Here is a 19,678-nt window from a genome sequence, read left to right as displayed (position 1 = left end):
TCCCTAACATTTTACAAATACTTCTCACGAAAATCAGCGATGGCTTGGCGTGACGCATAGATATTTCGTGCCAGCTTTTCATTTTTACTTAAAAAGACATAGAAAAGGACATCGACCGCTAATAGGTGGGCGATGATTGAATTGGTAGCGGCACTCCGCTGGTTGGCTTCTTTGGAACGGGACACTTGCAGGGGAACATCCGCCAACTTCGTCAACGGGTTGCTGCCAAAGCGGGTGAGTGACAGGATCGGAACGCCAAGATTTTTAGCGATTTCGGCTAAGTGAACCATCTCAGGCGTGTGTCCACTGTTGGAAATGACCCAGACCAGACTTTTTTTCTCGTTTTTGACAAGTTGCGGCAACAAGAGATTGTAGTCATTTTCAAACACGACGATCTTGCCTAAACGAGTCCATTTTTGTTGGATATCTTGTGCGATCAATGAGGAAGCACCGATTCCGCAGACAAAAATGCGTTCACGAGTCGCGATCAGTTCAGCGGCAGCCAACATCAGCTGTTCTTCTAATAATTGGGCCGTCTCATTCATGGTCACCTGGGCATTGTGGCTCAATTTTGAGGTGATGGCATGAAAGGGCTCGTTTAATTCAACATCGGCATAACCTAAATGCTCATTGGCATTGTGGCGCAAGCCGGATTCGGCAGATAATTGTATTTTTAAATCTGTCAAACTAGCAAAGCCGGTTTTTTTCGCAAAACGTACAACGGTTGGTGCACTGATCCCAGTGGCTTCTGCTAATTGACTCGCAGTCATCGACGGCACTTTTTCAGGATTGGCCTCCATGAATGCGAAGAGTTTCTTCTCAGAAAGCGATAATTCATTTTTCATGCTCTCGATTCGGGAAAGAACGCTCATCCTTACACTTCCTTTAGATAGAGTAGTATCCTAAGTATAACATAAGTTTTGGAGGAGCTTTCAAAAGAAACGAAAAGAATAGGTAGATAAACTTGCTTTTTTACTTAGAATCAAGTAAAGTAATTACGTGTGAAAAGCACAGTACCTGTTACTTGGTTTAACGAATCACCAACGTTTTACTCAGTCGCAGGGGAAAAAGAAAAAGAGGTGAAAAACATGGCAATTTCAAAAGAACGCAAAAACGAAATCATCAACAAATTTGCACGTCATGAAGGAGATACTGGTTCTCCAGAAGTTCAAATCGCTGTTTTAACAGAAGAAATCAACCATTTGAACGAACATGCACGTATGCACAAAAAAGACCACCATTCATACCGTGGGTTGATGAAAAAAGTTGGACATCGTCGTAACTTATTAGCTTACCTACGTCAAAAAGACGTACAACGTTACCGCGAATTAATCCAAGCTTTAGGATTACGTCGTTAATCAAACAAAGAAAAGTGAGGTTCAACCCGAATCTCACTTTTTTGCTATGAATCACTGCGACTGGGCGGCGCAAGCCGCACAGAGCAGATGATGAATAGTACTAGGCGAGAGCAACGAGCGTAGTGACCAAGCAGTGGAATCACTGCGACTGGGCGGCGCAAGCCGCACAGAGCAGATGATGAATAGTACTAGGCGAGAGCAACGAGCGTAGTGACCAAGCAGTGGAATCACTGCGACTGGGCGGCGCAAGCCGCACAGAGCAGATGATGAATAGTACTAGGCGAGAGCAACGAGCGTAGTGACCAAGCAGTGGAATCACTGCGACTGAGCGGCGCAAGCCGCACAGAGCAGATGATGAAACCTACTAGGCGAGAGCAGCGAACGTAGTAACCAAGCAGCGGAATCACTGCGACTGCATTGTCGGCTAAAACAGGTGATGCAGGCTGACAGGTAAGCTTGAGCCATCTAAAAAGTGAAACACCGAAATAGCGGCCTTTTGACTGGTGAATCAAAAAGCGCAGCCAAAAAGAATTTTGGGTCCTTGTAAGCAGCATCCTACTAACCAAATGAAAGCAGCGGAACGACATTCCGATTTTTTCATTTGTTTAGTAGTGACTTGCTGGGATCCGATGAAAAAGGAGCAGAACATGACAGAAAAACAAGTATTCAAAACAACTTGGGGCGGCCGCCCATTAGAAGTAGAAGTTGGCCAATTAGCCAAGCAAGCAAACGGAGCTGTATTGGTTCGTTATGGTGATACGGTTGTCCTAAGTGCAGCGGTTGCATCTAAGGAAGCAAAAGATACCGACTTTTTCCCATTAACGATCAATTACGAAGAAAAAATGTATGCCGTAGGGAAAGTACCTGGTGGCTTTATCAAACGTGAAGGACGTCCAAGTACGGAAGCAACCTTGACTGCCCGCTTGATCGACCGTCCGATCCGTCCAATGTTTGCGGAAGGCTTCCGTAACGAAGTACAAGTTACAAACATCGTAATGAGTGTTGAACAAGATTGTACGCCTGCAATGGCAGCAATGTTAGGTTCTTCTTTAGCGTTATCTATTTCAGATATCCCGTTTGACGGACCGATCGCTGGTGTCGATGTCGGTCGGGTCAATGGCGAATACGTCTTGAATCCAACAGTAGAACAAGCAGAACAAACCGATATCGAATTGACAGTAGCTGGAACGAAAAAAGCCATCAACATGGTTGAATCAGGAGCGAAAGAAGTTTCTGAAGAAGACATGTTAGGTGCGTTATTATTCGGTTTTGATGCTATCAAAGAATTGGTTGCCTTCCAAGAAGAAGTTGTCGCAGCTGTGGGCAAACCAAAAATGGAAGTCAAATTGTTACAAGTAGATGCTGACTTGAAAAAAGAAATTTTCGACGGCTACTACCAAACAATGAAAACTGCTGTTATGACGGAAGAAAAATTGGCTCGTGAAGACGAGATCGATAAAGTCAAAGACACAGTGAAAGAAGTATATGCAGAAAAATTTGCTGGACATGAAGAGGAAGCACAATTCTTGAAAGAAGTGAAACAAATCGCAGAAGATCTTGAAAAAGATGTGGTTCGCGAATTGATCACCATCGACAAGATTCGTCCGGATGGCCGTCAATTAGACGAAATCCGTCCATTGGCATCAGAAGTTGGCTTATTGCCACGTGTTCATGGTTCTGGTCTATTTACTCGGGGACAAACTCAAGCATTGTCTGCTTGTACGTTGGCACCTTTAGGTGAACACCAAATCATTGATGGATTAGGGGTTGAAGAATCAAAACGATTCATCCACCATTACAACTTCCCTCAATTTTCTGTTGGTTCGACTGGTCGTGCTGGCTCACCAGGACGTCGTGAAATCGGTCATGGTGCATTAGGCGAACGTGCTTTAGCACAAGTGATTCCTGATGAAACAGACTTCCCTTACACAATCCGTCTAGTTGCAGAAGTATTAGAATCAAATGGTTCTTCTTCTCAAGCAAGTATTTGTGCAGGAACCTTAGCGTTGATGGATGCAGGGGTGCCAATCAAAGCACCAGTTGCAGGTATCGCAATGGGACTTGTATCTGATGGTGAAAACTACACGATCTTAACTGATATCCAAGGCTTAGAAGATCACCTTGGCGATATGGACTTTAAAGTTGCTGGAACCAAAGATGGGATCACTGCGTTACAAATGGATATCAAGATCCAAGGAATCACTGAACAAATCTTGACAGAAGCATTAGATCAAGCGAAAAAAGCGCGGATGGAAATCTTAAATGAATTGACATCAACATTGGCTGCTCCTCGTGAAGAGTTAAGCCAATACGCACCGAAGATCGAAATGATCCAAATCGATCCTGCGAAGATCAAAGATGTAATCGGTAAAGGCGGCGACACCATCAATGGCATCATTGATGAAACTGGCGTGAAAATCGATATCGATCAAGACGGAAAAGTTTCGATTGCTTCTGCTGATGCAGAAATGATCCAAAAAGCCATCAAGATCATTGAAGAATTGACGAAAGAAGTAAAAGTTGGCGAAGTGTACCTTGGGAAAGTTGTCCGTATTGAAAAATTCGGTGCGTTTGTCAACTTGATCAAAGGCAAAGACGGCTTAGTTCATATTTCACAACTTGCGAACGAACGGGTCAACAAAGTGGAAGACGTTGTCAAAGAAGGCGACGAAATCTTAGTGAAGGTTACAGAAATCGACAAACAAGGTCGTGTGAACCTTTCAAGAAAAGCACTATTGAACGAAGACAAAGCAGAGAAAAAATAAGCTGCTACTTCTAAATCATAAGCAAAGTCTAGGAAACTGGACTTTGCTTTTTTTTGTGTCTAAGTAGCAGCTCTTCAAGAGGGTCTTACTTGACAGGAGTTATTTTTTGCGTTACCGCGAAAAATAAGAGATAATTCAGAATATTGTCTTTGCCATGCAAGCAATAATTCTAAGATGTCAAACGCATCTTATTTAGGATAAGGAGTACGATATGAAACAAACATTTCCAACCGATTTTTTGTGGGGAGCATCGATTTCCGCGCACCAAACCGAAGGGGCGTATCAAACCGACGGTAAGGGGCTGAGTGTCCAAGATACTCGTCCAAGAGACAACCATGAGATCGCAGATTTTACAGTGGCTGTCGACCATTACCACAAGTACAAAGAGGATATCGCCTTGTTAGCAGAAATGGGGATCAAAATTTTCCGCTTTTCGATCGCTTGGTCGCGAATTTTACCAGAAGGGCGCGGTACCGTCAATCAAAAAGGATTGGATCATTACAGCGATGTCATTGATGAATTGCTAAAACACGGAATTCAGCCCTTTGTGACGTTGAACCATTTTGACTTGCCGCAAGCATTGGAAGACGAAGGCGGCTGGACAAAACGCAGCACTGTTGAGGCATTTGCCGCATATGCCAAAACGCTGTTTACAGCCTATGGGGATCGAGTGACGCACTGGCTGACGATCAATGAACCAAATATCATGCTGCTGGTGGATCAAAAAATATTAGGGAAAAAAATTCCATTATCAGAAAAATACCAGCAATTTCATCACCTGATGATCGCTGAAAAATATGCTTTCGAAGCGTGTCATGAAATCGTTCCGAATGGCAAAATCGGACCGGTGCCGAATATTTCGTTGGTCTATGCGGCGACTAGTCGACCAGAAGACAACCAAGCAGCGTTGTACTTCAACAGTGTCCGGAACTGGGCTTACCTTGATTTTGCCTGCTTCGGTCGTTACAACACGGTCTTTCAAGATTATTTGAACCAAAACGGGCTCACGATTGACTTTGGTCCGGAGGATGAGGCGTTGATGAAACGGGCTCTGCCTGACTTTGTCGCGATGAACTTCTACACCACAGTGACAGTGGAGCAGCCGACGGAAGCTGGGGATATGAAAAACGGTATCAGCGATCAGCAAAGTGAAGACATTATGGAGCGTGGTTTTTACAAAGGGTTCACCAATACGTTCTTGAAGAAAAATGCCTTCAATTGGACCATCGATCCCTTGGGGCTGAAAACGACGTTGCAGACTCTTTATGATCGTTACCACTTACCGATCATCATTACCGAAAACGGCTTAGGGGCAGAAGATCATCTAGAAGCAGATGGCACGGTTCATGATCCGTACCGTATCGATTATTTGTCGCAGCATATCAGCCAATGCTTAGCCGCGATCAATGCTGGGGTGGATCTGATCGGATACAGTCCGTGGTCTGCCATTGATTTGATCAGTGTACATGAGGGGATTCGAAAACGGTATGGCTTCATTTACGTGGATCGCAATGATGCACAGGAAAAAGAACAAAAACGAGTGAGAAAAGATAGCTTTTATTGGTATCAAAAGCTGATTGAAGAAGGGGCGATCCCTTCGTTGGAGGAGTAACGATGACAAGTGTTTTTACCTTTTTAGAAACGCGTTTGATGCCGCCTTTGAATAAGTTGGCGAATTTACGCTTTATTCGCGCAATCATGCAAGCAGGGATCATTACGGTCCCTTTTACGATCGTCGGATCGATCTTTTTGATCATCAATAATTTACCGCAGATCATTCCACCACTGGCTGGCTTTTTCGAACAAACGATTTTACGATTTTCACCGCTCTATAGTGTCGTGACCACGATGTCTGTCGGCTCGATTGCTGTTTTTTATTGTTTAGCAACAGGGTATTATTTAACTGAGATTTATCATAAAGAAGATCATTTGACTATGAGCAGTTTTGTAGGGGCGTTATTAAGTTTGTTTGCCTTTTTAATGACGATCATTCAAGTCGACATTACCGACGGGGCAGCTCAATTGCTGCAGTCAGAAAGCGAAACTGCCATTGTTTACAATGGAATCGCCATAGGCGGTTGGATCACACGCTTTAGCGGGGTAGGCATCTTTATTGGGATCATCACCGCAGTGCTTGCTACGTCGGTCTATCGTTTTTGTGTAAGAAGAAAGATCACCATCCAGATGCCTGAAGGAGTTCCCGATGGAGTCAGCAAAGCATTTGCGTCATTGATCCCAGCGATTTTGATCGCCTTTTTGATGGTGGCGATCAACGGAGTACTGGCGGTTTTCCACACGGATCTTCACGGATTGCTGTCCAAACCCTTTGAATTCGTGAAAGAGTTGACGGGTTCTTGGTTAGGAATCATCGTGATTATGCTCCTTATCCATCTCTTATGGGCAGTGGGGGTTCATGGGACGGCTGTTATTAAAAATAGTTTCATCAATCCCATCCTGTTGGTGGCTCTAACGGAAAATATCGATGGTGCCAATAATATTTTTGCTGGGGATTTCGTGAACATGTATATTTTTATGGGCGGCGCAGGAAGTACGCTTGGATTGGTTTTATTGATGCTGTTTGTGGCAAAATCACAACAGCTCAAAGTCTTAGGAAAAGCAGCGATCTTACCAGGACTTTTTAATATCAATGAACCAGTGATCTTCGGGGCACCGATCGTCTACAATCCGTATTTGATCATCCCCTTTATCGTAACCCCTTTGATCAACGTCACGATTGCTTACTTTGCTAGCTCATTTGGCTTTGTCGATAAAGTCATTACTGGCATTCCCTGGATCTCGCCAGTCGGAATTGGGGCGTTTTTAGGAACCGGCGGTGATTTCCGAGCCATCCTGATCGCTTTGATCAACTTAGGGGTTTCCATTCTCTGCTATTATCCATTCTTTAAGATGTACGATGGCAAACTCTACACGGAACAACTTGCCAATCACGCATAAATAGGAAAAAACAGCAAAACGCCCGTTGATGGACTTCTAGTGAAGTGCCAACAACGGGCGTTTTTCTAATGCAAGTAGTGATCACGTATGCAAAGACTGTTGATACAAGACGCAATCATCACAATCTTTGCGAGTTGGTTTGGCTTGATGGGGTGTTTCTTTGTGTAATGGCAAAAGCATACGCAACCCGTTTAAGATAACTAAGATCGTGCTTCCTTCATGACCCACGACCCCTAGAGGCAGCGTGAGAAATTCAAGGAAGTTTGAAGCAATCAGCAACAAGATGACGCTGATAGAAAAGACGATGTTTTGTTTGATGATCCGCTGTAATTTTTTAGCCAAACGGTGACTGTCGACCAAGCGCAGCAAATCATTTTTCATCAAGACGATGTCCGCCACATCCATTGCGACGTCGGTTCCTTCGCCCATCGCGATCCCCACACTTGCGGTCGCTAAGGCGGGGGCATCGTTGATCCCATCACCGACCATCGCATTGATTTTATAAGTTTCTTTCATTTCTTTGATCCGAGTGGTTTTCTCATCAGGCAGGCAATCACTTTCGTAGTCAGACAAGCCGATTTCTGCTGCGATCACTTTAGCAGTACCTAAATGATCACCCGTCAGCATCGTCGTGTGAATCCCCTGCTCATTGAAGTAGGCAAGACTCTCACGAGCTTCAGGACGGGGCTGATCCAATAGCGCTAAATACCCTGCTAACACACGGTCACGATTGATATAAATCAAGGTTTTTCCAGCTGCTTTCAATTCGTGGATGCGGGTTTGCTCACTGGCAGCAACAGAGGTTAGATCGACTTCTTTTCCAATCGTCCAATGGGCAGCTTGGTAAGTGGCGGCTAGACCGACCCCCGCTTGTTCTTCCACGGCTAATTCCAACGGCTTTTCATCATGAAAATACGCCAAGATCGCTTCAGCCAATGGGTGATTTGATTGTTTTTCCATCCCGACGATCAGTTGGGGAATAAAGGGTTCATCCAGCAACAGATGGACATCAGTGACAGCAGGTTTGCCACGAGTCAGCGTTCCGGTTTTGTCAAAAGCGATCGCTTTGACATTGGCAAAGGCATCTAAGGCTTGTCCGCCTTTGCATAAAACGCCTAAACGAGCAGCGTGAGAAATGGCTGCTAAGGTCGCAGGAGTAGCAGAGGCGACTAAAGCACAAGGAGATGCCACCACCAGTAAGACCATGCCGCGATAAAAGCTTTCTTGGAACCCCCAATTCGTGAAAAACGTACACAAAACGATCATTAGCGGGACGGCGATCAAGACGATCGGCACATAGATCCGTTCGATTTTCTCTATCAGGGTCGCCGTTTGACTTGGCATTTGCTGTGCTTCTTCCACCAATTGAATGATTTTTGCAAAGCGAGTGTTTTCACTCGTTTGAGTAACTTCAATGTACAATGGCTGTCCGAGGTTGATGGTTCCCCCAAAGACTTCACTGCCTAAACGTTTCTCGACAGGAATGGATTCGCCACTGATGGCCGCCTCATCAACGCTGCTGCTTCCTTGGATCACGATACCATCGATTGGGATCGCACTGCCTTTTGCCACCATAATCGTATCTTTTAACTGAAGGGCTTCCACTGGTACTTCGACGAGCTCGCCACTTTCAATCATTTTTAAGGCAGTCGTTGGTTGCAGTGCCATTAATGAACTGATTTCTCGCGTACTTTTGTTGGTCGTATATTCCTCAAGGGCACCGCTCAAACAAAAGATAAAGGTCAACATCGCCCCTTCAAACCAATGACCAATGATACAGGCACCAATGGCGGCTAATGCCATCAATAGATCGACGTTCAACCGTTTGTCGTGCACCAATTCTTGCGTGCCTTCCCAGGTTTGTTTCCAACCACCAGCAAGAATCGCTAACAGATAAGGGACAAAGCTGTAAGGAATGGAAAAAGATGCCATAAGAAAGCCAGTTGCCATCAATAGCAAACAAGCGATCGTTGAAAAAACAGCCGACGATTCTGATTTACTCATAAGAAACGCCTCCTTTTGAATGTAGTCTAGGAATGAAAAACCGATCCTTTTCTCAAGAAACAATCGATTGTTCCTCCCTCAACTTGAGCATAGCACATTCGAAAACAAGATGGTAAAAAAACAACGTACCTGATAATGAAAGTGATTATCAAGTAGCGATTAAATAACATTACTATCCAAATGATAAATGGAAACTTACTATTATAGAAAAAAGAACACAAAAAAAGCAGTACAATAAAAAACGAATTGTACTGCTTTTACTTATTTGATGTGGTAGTCAGCGATTGGATTGCTTAACGCAAACTATACTTTGCTAAGGAAATCTGACGTGCTTCACACCACTCTTTGACAGCACCAGAAAAAATCAGCTGAACCTTGGTAAGGTCTTTGGTGCTTGTCTGTCCTGCCATTGTGTAGAGCAGCTGCAGCTGTTCCTTCCATGATTGTAAGGTGGCGATGGTTTCTTCTTTGCCTTTTGACAAAAGCAGCACGAGGATCGTGGCGGATAGTCCTACGCTATCGGCACCAAGGCAAAGTGCTTTGAAGATATCGTAAGCATCCCGAACTCCGCCTGAAGCGATGCGGGTAAAGGGCTGTTGGATCTCATTTGCTTCCAGCAAGGAAATCACTGTGGATTGACCAAAGGTGTCTAAATACGCCAATTCACGTTTTTTTCGACGAGCATTTTCGATTTGAGTAAAACTTGTGCCGCCGCTGCCAGCAACATCAATCGTTTGTACGCCGATCGCCAGTAACTGCTGGATCGTTTCACGGGACATCCCAAAGCCGACCTCTTTGACGACAACAGGAACGGCAACAGAAGCCATCGTTTTTTCCAATAAGGACAGCCATTGGCTAAATTGACGATCGCCTTCTGGCATCACTAATTCTTGCGGTGCATTCAGATGGATCTGCAAGGCATCGGCACCAAAGAGCTCCACTGCCCGCTGTGCATTTTCAACGGGACTGCCCGCGCCAATATTGGCTAATAAGAAGCCGTCAGGATTGGCTTTACGGACGATACGAAAAGAATCGGCGACACTTGGGTCTTTTAAGGCAGCCGAAACGGAGCCGGTTGCCATCATCAACTCACAGGCTTGTGCGATCTCTGCTAACTCTTGATTGATTTTTAAGGTTTTTTCACTGCCGCCGGTCATGGCATTGATGAAAAAAGGGCTGGAAAATGAGCGGTCAAAGACAGTCGTCGCAATTGACACATCAGCCACGTCAATTTGTGGAAACGACTGGTGAACCAAGCGAACTGCATCAAAATCGTTGCTGTGTTCTTTATGGAACGCTTTTGCTAAGGAAACATGTTCATCTTTTCGATTCATGATAGGTCCTCCCGGTAATGGTAAACATGCAGCGGCAATGGGGTGATCTCGGCTTTTTCCCACGCACTCATCAATGGTAAAATACCGGTTTTTTGGTCAACGATCACGATACCGCAATCGCCGCCGCCGGCACCGGAAGATTTGGCTGCACCACAATAATTTTCTGCTAGATCACAAAGCTTTTTAAGTGCTGGAGTTTCAATCGGCACACCAGTCAGTGCGGACAACTCCCGCAGGAGCTTTCGATTTTCCGTGATCATTTTTTTGATCGTGCGACTGTCTTCATTTAAGAAGCCGTCGATCAATCGATTGACGCAGTCTTTGCTGGCTGCTAAAAAGGCCGCATAGGCGTTTTCTTTTTCTTCTTTGGATTGATAGACTTGATCCACTAAATCAGAGGTGGAGGCAGGAGAGCCTGTCCAGCCAATCAATAGTCGAAGAGATTTCGGAACCGTCAAGGGACGGATCGATAATCCTGGCCAATCGAAAGCGATCAATTCTGTTAAGGTATGGTCTTTTTGTTTGGCTAAGACCCAGTCGTGATCGAAGGTTGAAAAAGCGATCCAGCCGCCATAACAAGAGGCCGCAATATCACCGCACGACCCATTGCCTTGAACAGCGAGATGGGCAAGAGCCGCAATTTTGAATTGGGTCAACCGATCCATGTCCATTTGATAGTACAGATTCAATGCTTTGACCGTGGCAACAGTCACGGCACCGCTGGAACCGAGGCCATATTTGCGACCATTCGAGTTATCCAGTTCACTGGTCACTTTTAAATCGTAAAAGGAAAGGGGGATGCCTTTTTCTTGGGCATATTTTTCCGTCAGACGAATGGCTGCCAAAATATAGTGGAACGGGTTATCTCGGTGGTCTAAGACTAATTCGCCTTTACGACGCGTCCAGCGAATCGGCAGGTCGCTGTATTGGGCAGACTGGATGCTGCCGTTTTTACGGGCCTCTTCAACAGTGACCGTGATAAATTGGTCAACGGCAACGATGATTGCAGGATGACCAGGTTCGACAACGGCGTATTCACCAGCAATAAATAGTTTTCCAGGAACGGATAGTTCAATCATTTCGACACTCCTAATCGATGGCTTCTTAATGGCTTCTTAGTTGATAGGGGAAGATTCTTCCACCGGTAAAAAGGCTAATCCTTTGCCCGCATGAGCAGTTACTAATTGTTCTGAGGCAAAGTGAGCACTTAATTCACGTAAAATCGTTTGTTCTTCTTGTTTTTGGCATAAAACTTTGACATTGGGACCAGCATCCATCGTGAAATAGCAAGCCAATCCTTTTTTTCGCAGCATTCGGACACATTCCATAGCTCGTAAAGATTCAGAAGACCAATAAGTAAAAGGTGGTTCGGCGGCTAAGGTCGTTCCATGCATTTTCAAGGCGTTGGCCTCGGTCGTTTCACCTAAAGCAGTAAAGTCTTTTTCGGCAATCGCTTGTTTCATTTTCACGAGATCGCTCGCAGTGGCAGAAAGCCAGCCTGGATAAAAGCTCGAGGTTTCAACGGTTCGGCGCATCCCCTCACGACTGGAGACTTCTTTGGCTTGTGCGTTGATCAAGATAAAGATCATACTCAATTCTTCTTCCCAGCCATTCGACGGCACTTGGGTGGCAAAAGAAGTCTCATCGGTACCTTGATGCCATTCAGCAAAGCCACCGTAGATACTCCGACAAGCCGAACCAGAACCGCGACGGGCCAAACGGGATAGCTCTTGCTCCGACAAGTTTAAGTCCAGTGCTTCACTACAGGCACCCGCCAATGCCGCTAATCCGCTGGCAGAAGAGGCAAGTCCAGCAGCGGTTGGGACGAAGTTTTGACTTTCCACCGTGGCATACCACGGGCAGTCCGCTTTTTTTCGTACCAGATCCAAAAAGTCCGCAACTTTTTTGGTGGCAGCGTCTGTTTGCACCACACCATCCAATGTAAAGCGATCTTGCGTAAAATCGGGTGAAAAAGCCACCGTTGTTTCTGTGTAAAAAGCATCGAGGGTCAGGGACAAACTATTGTTCATCGGTAAAATGAAGGTTTCGTCTTGTTTTCCCCAATACTTGATCAATGCGATATTCGTGTAGGCACGAGCCTTTCCCTTATACATGTTCATAAACTCCTAATCCTTGTATCCATGCCGCACGAGCGCCATCGGACAATAAAATACGGCTGATATTCTCAGCCTGTTCCTTCGTTTTGGTTAGTGCAATCATACAGCCGCCTCGGCCCCCGCCGGTCAGCTTCGCCCCATAAGCCCCGTGTGCCAATGCTGAGGAAACCAACTGATCCAGTTGCTGATTGCTGACCCCTAACTGCTGCAGTGCCTGATGGGCATTGTTCATGCTTTCGCCTAATATTTCTAATTGATTGGCTATAATTGCCTCTTTGGCTCTTTTGGTTTCGATCCCTAAACGCTGGATCGCTTGACTGGCCAGCTGCTTGCTGGTTTCAAAAAGATGGGCGACACTTTTGACAGCTTCTCTCGTTTGCCCTTTGATGCCAGTATCAGCGACGAGCAGATAACCGTCGATCGTGAGGGGAAACGAAGTGATGGGATGCCCTTTGATAAAGTAAATGGCATCCGTCCCACTGGCTGCCGCAGCATCGATCCCGCTAGGATTGCCGTGAGCGATTTTTTCAGAAAAGTTGACATAGGTCATCAATTCTTCTTTTGTAAAATCTTTTTTGATCCAATCAAAAAAAGCGCGAGTCAATGCAACAGCGACCGCCGCGCTAGAACCCATTCCCCGTTCAGAAGGGATGGTGCTGACGATGGAGGTTGCAAAAGGACCCGTGTGGAAATCTTGTTGCAGACGATGCAGCAAGTCTTTGACATTTTTTAAGTGGCTGGGGACTTCTTCAAGCAGACCGTGATAGTAACTTGAAATCAAGGTGTTTGTTTCATTTGCTGTGATCTCGACTTGTACTTTTGCTCCCGCAAAAGGGAAAGCAATTGCTGGTTCACCGTAAACAACTGAATGTTCACCCATTAAGATGATTTTTCCTGTAGCTATGCCAGTACCAATTGACATTATTTTCCTCATTTCTCTAGGGAGCTTACCCCACATGATTCATTTATCGTTTGTCAGTCAATTGTAACTATCTCCTGACAAAAACACAATTTAATTAAAGATCCTTTCCTATTTTACTAGAAGAAGGCTCTTTCGTTAAGCATTCCGTATGAGATTTCAAAAAAAAGCAAAAATCTTTAAACTTTTATTGAAAAACTTCTTGATCTGTGCTTTAAAAGTTTCAGTTGACGGCACAAGATATAGTATTGTATAGTTGATATCGCAAGTGCAACATACAATATTTAGTGATGAGTGAGTTGGGGGATATGAGCGTGATCGTATTAGCAGGAACGATTGGTGCCGGTAAATCAAGTTTGACCGCATTGATCGCCAATCATTTTGGCAGTCAAGCCTTTTATGAATCGATCGATGACAATGAAGTGTTACCATTATTTTATGCAGATCCAAATAAATATGCGTTTTTACTGCAAATCTATTTCTTAAATAAACGATTTGAAAGTATCAAGCAAGCTATGAAAGACGACAATAACGTCTTGGACCGTTCCATTTATGAGGATTCACTGTTGTTCCATTTAAATGCGGACCTTGGGCGAGCAACCGATACCGAAGTCAAAGTCTATGATGAATTGTTAGCCAATATGTTGGAAGAGCTGCCGTATGCAGCCCACAAAAAGCATCCAGATCTTTTGGTGCATATTCGCGTTTCTTTTGAAACGATGCTGGAGCGTATTGAAAAACGTGGGCGGGAATATGAGCAGTTGACCTTTGATCCTTCGTTATACGACTACTACAAAGAGTTGAACAAACGCTACGATCAATGGTACGAAGAATACAATGAGAGTCCAAAGATCCAGATCGATGGCGATCAATTCAATTTTGTCGAAGACCCGCAAGCGGCACAGGCCGTTTTAACAATGGTGGAAGATGCTTTGAAAGACGCCCGTAAATAGCAATAGCCGATACAGCCAGAAAAGTCCTTTGATTGGGCTTCTGGCTGTTTTCTTTTATAATAGAAGAAAGCAAGAGTGGAGGATGGACTGTGGAAAACAAACATGTCTTTTATGATGGAAACTATGAATGGATTCAAGTCGACCAGCAAGACGCAAAAAGCGTGATGGCACTACAAAGACAATATCATCTGTCGGATGAGATGCTTACGTATTCTCTAGATAAAAACGAACGCGCACGAGTCGAATACGATGCCGAAGAAGAAGCATTGCTGCTGGTTTTCAACGTACCTCAGCAAGAAAAGCGAGACAATCATTTTGAGACCAGCCCAATGACGTTTATTTTAAAAAAGAAGCAGATCTTTACTTTTGCCTCCCATGATACCCGTTATGTGATTCCGATGATGGAGCGCTTGATCCTGCAAAACCCGCAGCAAACACCGCTGCACTTTTTGTTTCAAAGCTTGTTCTTGATTTCTGGCACGTTTTTTCCGTTAGTCGAAGAAGTCAATAGTGAGCGGATTCGCTTGAATCAGCGACTACGGGAAAAAACAACCAATAAAAACTTACTGCAAATGTCCGATTTGGAAGTCGGTTTAGTCTTTTTAGTGTCTGCCACGAAACAAAATGCGGTCCTCTTGGAGCAGATCAAAGCGTTATCCATTTATCGCTTGATGGATGATGACGAGCGGGAACAGCTGGATGATGCCCTGATCGAAGCCAAACAGGCAGTGGAAATGACGTTGCTGGCTTTTCAAATTTTAGAGCAACTATCTGGAACCTACAATAATCTGTTAAACAATAACTTGAATGATACCATGAAGTTTTTGACCGTTTGGTCCCTCTTATTGACTGTGCCTTCCATCGTCACCAGTTTCTTTGGCATGAATGTTCCACTGCCTTTTACCAATAGTATTTTCGGTTGGGGGATTGCCTTATTGATCAGTTTAGTGTTATCCATCTGGATGTTGATTGCTTTATGGCGCAGAATTCGTTAATCGATCACCAAACCTAGACCGGCGGCGATGACCAAGGCTTGTTCTTGATCGACCGTTAGCCCCCGCAATTGTTCAAAGGACAACGCGATCTTTTGAAATTGATTGGTCCGAAAATCTAAAGTTGCTAATTTTGTGTGAAACCAGTTGCTATTGTTCAACTGGTTTTCTTGTAGCGTCAAGTGTTTCCAATCCATTTCATAAAACTCACTGTCGTTTAGTTGGCACTGACGAAACAGCATCGTCCGTAAATTGGTGTTGCTAAAAGAAGCAAAGTTCGCCACGCAATCTTCAAAGGTGCAGTCACGGAAATAGCTTTCCGCAAAATTGGTGCCGGTCAATTTGCATTGTTTAAAGTGAACCCGATGAAAGCTGGCGCCAAAACATTCCAGATTAGAAAAATCGCAATTCTCAAAAAGAACGTTTTGGCATTCCCATTGACTCAAGCGTGTTTTTTGCATCGTCACTTTCTTGAAATGACATTGCTTCAAGATGAGATTTTTGCAAGCATCATAGCTATAGTCACCGCCTTCGAAGAAAGCACTTTCGAAAAGCAGTTCTTCTTCTAAATAAAAATCCTGTGGCTCTAATGCCGACAATAAGGGCGGTAGTGGCAATACGATTTTTTTCTTCATCAAGATCCCATCCTATCTGTTTTTCTCTTCAGTATAACACGGCGAATCGCTGCCGCAATAGGTACGAAAAAGCAGTAGAATATTGTGAAATTTATTCAATCGGTTTGCAGAATGCTTTTATAACAAGGAAAATCCTTAGGTTTAAATACATAATTTTTCACAATCTTTTTGCTTGCAAGACGAAAATAATTTTGATATAGAAACTTGATTCGCTGAAAGTGACGTATATCAACGAAAAACTGTCATAAATTTTTAAAATCGCGAAAAAGTTGATAGTTTTCAAATTCACAAGCAAGCTATAATGACAATGTAAACAAAAGGAGGAAATTTTCCATGACAAAAACAGTTATTATCGGTGCAAACCACGCGGGGATTGCTGCTGCCAATACACTATTAGATAACTACAAAGACCAAGAGGTCGTAATGATCGACCGTAATACAAACTTAAGCTACCTAGGTTGTGGGACTGCTTTATGGGTTGGACGTCAAATCGATTCATACGAAGGCTTGTTCTATACAAAACGTGAAGATTTTGAAGCAAAAGGTGCAAAAATCCATATGGAAACAGTGGTTGATCATATCGATTTTGAGAAAAAAGAAGTGCACGCTGTAACCAATGATGGTGAAACGATCGTTGAATCTTATGATAAAGTTGTCATCGCAACTGGTTCTGTACCGATTTCACCAAAAGTACCTGGACGTGACTTGAAAAACATCCATTTCTTGAAAAAATTCCAAGACGGACAAACGGTTGATAAAGAGTTAGCATCAGAAGACGTGAAAAACGTTGCCGTTATCGGTGCTGGTTACATCGGTGTTGAAATTGCTGAAGCAGCAAAACGCCGTGGCAAAAATGTGTTGCTTTTTGATGCAGCGACACGGGCATTGCCAAACTACTATGACAAATGGTTTACAGAAGATATGGACAAAAACTTAGCTGACAATGGCATTGAATTGCATTTCGGTGAATTAGCACGTGAATACAAAGGAACAGAGAAAGTAGAAGCAGTTGTAACAGACAACGGCGAATACCCAGTTGATCTCGTGATCAACGCGATCGGTTTCTTACCAAACAACGAGCTAGGCAAAGATCATTTGGAATTGTTTGCTAACGGTGCGTACTTAGTGGACCGCCATCAACGGACAAGCGATGCAGATGTTTACGCAGTCGGTGACTGTGCAACGGTGTACTCAAATGCTTTGCAACAAACAACGTATATCGCATTAGCAACGAATGCCGTACGTTCAGGGATCGTCGCTGCCCATAATATCGGCGGAACGTCTCTAGAATCAACAGGTGTTCAAGGATCAAACGGGATTTCGATCTTCGGCTACAACATGGTTTCAACTGGCTTGTCAGTCGAAGCTGCCGAACGTAATGGCATGAAAGTGAAATACTCTGATTACGAAGATACCCAAAAACCAGGCTTCATGAAAGAAAATGCGACAGTTAAGATCCGCATCGTCTATGAAGAAGAAACACGCCGCATCGTTGGTGCACAAATGGCGTCACGTACATCTGAAATCGCAATGGGCATCCACATGTTCTCACTAGCGATCGAAGAAGGCGTAACGATCGACAAGATGAAGCTATTAGATATCTTCTTCTTGCCTCACTTCAACCAACCATACAACTACATCACGATGGCTGCATTGAAAGCAGAATAAGAAACACGAAAGTCGGAGCGTATGCTCCGGCTTTTTTTTGAAACAATCATGAAAACTGTTGACAATAAGAGAAAAAAACAGTATACTATAAAAGTTGAGAAATAAAAGCAGAAGCACCCGCTTCTCGCCTGAGTGAAGATATCGCTGGGCAGAATAGGATTCCTACCATTTATTTGTGTGGAGTACGTGCGGGTTCGTGAAGAACTCGTTTTTTTATTGTCTGATTTCGAATCGACAAGCTTTTCTTTCTCTCAAAAAACTCGGAGGTGAATGACCATAGCAAAGGATATGATGGTAAACGACGGCATTCGTGCACGTGAATTGCGTTTGATTGATCAAAACGGCGAACAACTTGGTGTAAAGAGTAAAGCTGAAGCATTGCAAATTGCAGAACGAGCAAACCTTGATGTGGTATTGGTGGCACCAAATGCTAAGCCGCCAGTAGCAAGAATTATGGATTACGGGAAATTCCGCTTTGAGCAACAGAAAAAAGACCGTGAAGCTCGTAAGAAACAAAAAGTAATCAACATTAAAGAGGTTCGTTTAAGTCCAACGATCGACGTCAATGATTTCAACACAAAATTGCGTAATGCACGTAAATTCCTTGAAAAAGGGGACAAAGTGAAAGCTTCGATCCGTTTCAAAGGCCGTGCCATTACCCATAAAGAAATTGGTCAGAAAGTGTTAGATCGTTTGGCGGAAGAAACTGCTGATTTGGCAACTGTTGAGCAAAAGCCAAAAATGGATGGCCGCAGTATGTTCTTAGTATTAGCACCAAAAAACGATAAATAATGACTCACTGAGTTTCAGTTTAAAGTCAGATAACGAAAGATTTTGAGGAGGAAATTAGTTATGCCAAAACAAAAAACACACCGCGGATTAGCAAAACGCGTAAAACGCACTGGCGGCGGCGGATTGAAACGCTTCCGTGCCTTTACCAGTCACCGTTTCCACGGCAAAACAAAAAAACAACGTCGTCAATTGCGTAAAGCTTCAATGGTTTCAGCTGGCGATTACAAACGTATCCGTCAACAACTAGCACGCATGAAATAATTGCGTAACCCAAGCTTCACGTATACAAACAATTATCGATTTTCATATTAGGAGGAATTATACATGGCACGTGTTAAAGGTGGAACAGTAACTCGTAAACGTCGTAAAAAAGTGCTTAAATTAGCAAAAGGTTACTACGGTTCTAAACACACTCTATTTAAAACAGCAAAAGAACAAGTAATGAATTCATACAACTACGCATACCGCGATCGTCGTCAAAAGAAACGCGACTTCCGCAAATTGTGGATCGCTCGTATCAACGCAGCGGCTCGTATGAATGGCTTAAGCTACTCAAAATTGATGCACGGCTTGAAATTAGCTGAAATCGACATCAACCGCAAAATGTTAGCTGACTTGGCTGTAAACGATGCAACAGCATTTACTGCATTAGCTGACCAAGCAAAAGACGCTTTAAACAAATAATCAATCGTTTGCAACAACGTTAGCCCCGCTCTTTGAGCGGGGTTTTTTTATAAACTTTTTTACAAAACAGTGCGATCCTTTACTGATGTACTTTCTTTAGTACGCAAATCGAAGGAATAAAGCGTGATTCTTGATTAGAAATTTTTTATTAAACATAGAAATCAAGCGGATAAATATATAAAGAAACTGATCGATTTTGACACATAATTTAAGGTGTCGGAAGTAGTTTATTGTTAATAAATAGGTCGTTATTTACTGTAAAAAATAAAAATAAAAGTATTTTTTGACAAATAAATACCGAAATACTATAATTATTGTGAATATAGGATTAACTTTAAGTCATTGTCAGCAGTCGATGTACAATGTTTTATGGCTGTGTCAATGGTTTTCTTAGTTCGAAAAGAGGATGATACAAGGAGGTTATGGAAAGAACATTGGATAACCAATGTGAATCGGGTTTTGCAAAATATATGGAATACATAGAAAATTAGAATTTTTAATA

General features: G+C 43.6%; 17 protein-coding genes and 1 other annotated feature. Of the genes, 10 read left to right on the top strand and 7 right to left on the bottom strand.

Annotated features, from left to right (window positions below; genetic code table 11):
- Positions 1 to 11 precede the first annotated feature (11 nt).
- Entirely contained in the window at positions 12 to 872 is an 861-nt protein-coding gene (locus ACTW1R_RS14205) for a MurR/RpiR family transcriptional regulator (RefSeq protein WP_005228070.1), read from the bottom strand.
- Positions 873 to 1,088: 216 nt separating this feature from the next.
- On the opposite strand from ACTW1R_RS14205, the gene rpsO reads away from it, so the two are divergent.
- From rpsO to celB, 4 genes are all read left to right on the top strand, one after another.
- Positions 1,089 to 1,358 carry a 30S ribosomal protein S15 gene (rpsO, locus tag ACTW1R_RS14200; protein ID WP_005228072.1) on the top strand — a complete coding sequence of 90 codons (270 nt, stop codon included), beginning with the start codon at positions 1,089 to 1,091 and terminating at the stop codon, positions 1,356 to 1,358.
- A gap of 647 nt (positions 1,359 to 2,005) precedes the next feature.
- A complete protein-coding gene (gene pnp, locus ACTW1R_RS14195) occupies positions 2,006 to 4,123 on the top strand; it encodes a polyribonucleotide nucleotidyltransferase (protein WP_005231801.1) in 2,118 nt (705 codons plus the stop codon).
- Positions 4,124 to 4,334: 211 nt separating this feature from the next.
- The gene (locus tag ACTW1R_RS14190) at positions 4,335 to 5,735 is read left to right on the top strand and encodes a glycoside hydrolase family 1 protein (protein ID WP_167821427.1); all 1,401 of its coding nucleotides are present in this window, start codon (positions 4,335 to 4,337) and stop codon (positions 5,733 to 5,735) included.
- 2 nt (positions 5,736 to 5,737) lie between these two features.
- Complete coding sequence (celB, locus tag ACTW1R_RS14185) at positions 5,738 to 7,078, top strand: PTS cellobiose transporter subunit IIC (RefSeq protein ID WP_015510395.1); 1,341 nt, start codon at positions 5,738 to 5,740, stop codon at positions 7,076 to 7,078.
- A gap of 81 nt (positions 7,079 to 7,159) precedes the next feature.
- Here celB and ACTW1R_RS14180 read toward each other — a convergent pair whose 3' ends face one another.
- From ACTW1R_RS14180 to mvk, 5 genes are all read right to left on the bottom strand, one after another.
- Entirely contained in the window at positions 7,160 to 9,082 is a 1,923-nt protein-coding gene (locus tag ACTW1R_RS14180; protein ID WP_205820685.1) for a heavy metal translocating P-type ATPase, read from the bottom strand.
- Positions 9,083 to 9,375: 293 nt separating this feature from the next.
- Positions 9,376 to 10,416 carry a type 2 isopentenyl-diphosphate Delta-isomerase gene (gene fni / locus ACTW1R_RS14175; protein WP_208769673.1) on the bottom strand — a complete coding sequence of 347 codons (1,041 nt, stop codon included), beginning with the start codon at positions 10,414 to 10,416 and terminating at the stop codon, positions 9,376 to 9,378.
- Positions 10,413 to 11,495: a phosphomevalonate kinase gene (locus tag ACTW1R_RS14170; protein WP_005228086.1), complete on the bottom strand. Its 1,083-nt coding sequence runs from the start codon at positions 11,493 to 11,495 to the stop codon at positions 10,413 to 10,415. The genes fni and ACTW1R_RS14170 overlap by 4 nt, the downstream gene beginning before the upstream one ends.
- 36 nt (positions 11,496 to 11,531) lie before the next feature.
- Positions 11,532 to 12,530, bottom strand: coding sequence for a diphosphomevalonate decarboxylase (gene mvaD, locus ACTW1R_RS14165; protein WP_060791519.1), 999 nt, complete (start codon positions 12,528 to 12,530; stop codon positions 11,532 to 11,534).
- Positions 12,523 to 13,455, bottom strand: coding sequence for a mevalonate kinase (mvk, locus tag ACTW1R_RS14160; RefSeq protein WP_015510390.1), 933 nt, complete (start codon positions 13,453 to 13,455; stop codon positions 12,523 to 12,525). Before mvk ends, mvaD begins: the two co-directional genes overlap by 8 nt.
- A gap of 305 nt (positions 13,456 to 13,760) precedes the next feature.
- Here mvk and ACTW1R_RS14155 point away from each other — a divergent pair, with 305 nt between their 5' ends.
- On the top strand, positions 13,761 to 14,405 hold the full coding sequence (locus tag ACTW1R_RS14155; protein WP_010749130.1) for a deoxynucleoside kinase: 645 nt from the start codon (positions 13,761 to 13,763) through the stop codon (positions 14,403 to 14,405).
- Positions 14,406 to 14,494: 89 nt separating this feature from the next.
- Positions 14,495 to 15,400 carry a magnesium transporter CorA family protein gene (locus ACTW1R_RS14150; RefSeq protein ID WP_087628023.1) on the top strand — a complete coding sequence of 302 codons (906 nt, stop codon included), beginning with the start codon at positions 14,495 to 14,497 and terminating at the stop codon, positions 15,398 to 15,400.
- Here ACTW1R_RS14150 and ACTW1R_RS14145 read toward each other — a convergent pair.
- Positions 15,397 to 16,032, bottom strand: coding sequence for a pentapeptide repeat-containing protein (locus ACTW1R_RS14145; RefSeq protein WP_270276647.1), 636 nt, complete (start codon positions 16,030 to 16,032; stop codon positions 15,397 to 15,399). The genes ACTW1R_RS14150 and ACTW1R_RS14145 overlap by 4 nt on opposite strands.
- A 333-nt stretch (positions 16,033 to 16,365) precedes the next feature.
- Between ACTW1R_RS14145 and nox the strand changes: the two genes are divergently transcribed.
- The 4 genes from nox (at position 16,366) to rplT (ending at position 19,176) form a co-directional block, all read left to right on the top strand.
- Complete coding sequence (nox, locus tag ACTW1R_RS14140) at positions 16,366 to 17,700, top strand: H2O-forming NADH oxidase (RefSeq protein ID WP_005228102.1); 1,335 nt, start codon at positions 16,366 to 16,368, stop codon at positions 17,698 to 17,700.
- A 99-nt stretch (positions 17,701 to 17,799) separates the two neighbouring features.
- Positions 17,800 to 17,923, top strand: a sequence feature (ribosomal protein L20 leader region).
- A gap of 47 nt (positions 17,924 to 17,970) precedes the next feature.
- The gene (gene infC, locus ACTW1R_RS14135; RefSeq protein ID WP_005228103.1) at positions 17,971 to 18,492 is read left to right on the top strand and encodes a translation initiation factor IF-3; all 522 of its coding nucleotides are present in this window, start codon (positions 17,971 to 17,973) and stop codon (positions 18,490 to 18,492) included.
- Positions 18,493 to 18,552: 60 nt separating this feature from the next.
- Entirely contained in the window at positions 18,553 to 18,753 is a 201-nt protein-coding gene (gene rpmI, locus ACTW1R_RS14130; protein ID WP_003128650.1) for a 50S ribosomal protein L35, read from the top strand.
- Between the two features lie 63 nt (positions 18,754 to 18,816).
- Positions 18,817 to 19,176, top strand: coding sequence for a 50S ribosomal protein L20 (gene rplT / locus ACTW1R_RS14125; RefSeq protein WP_003128653.1), 360 nt, complete (start codon positions 18,817 to 18,819; stop codon positions 19,174 to 19,176).
- Positions 19,177 to 19,678: the final 502 nt, after the last annotated feature.

The organism is Enterococcus sp. R12 (genome assembly GCF_058135755.1).
The sequence above is the reverse complement of the archived record's forward strand: the minus strand, read 5'-3'. Positions and strand labels throughout refer to the sequence as shown.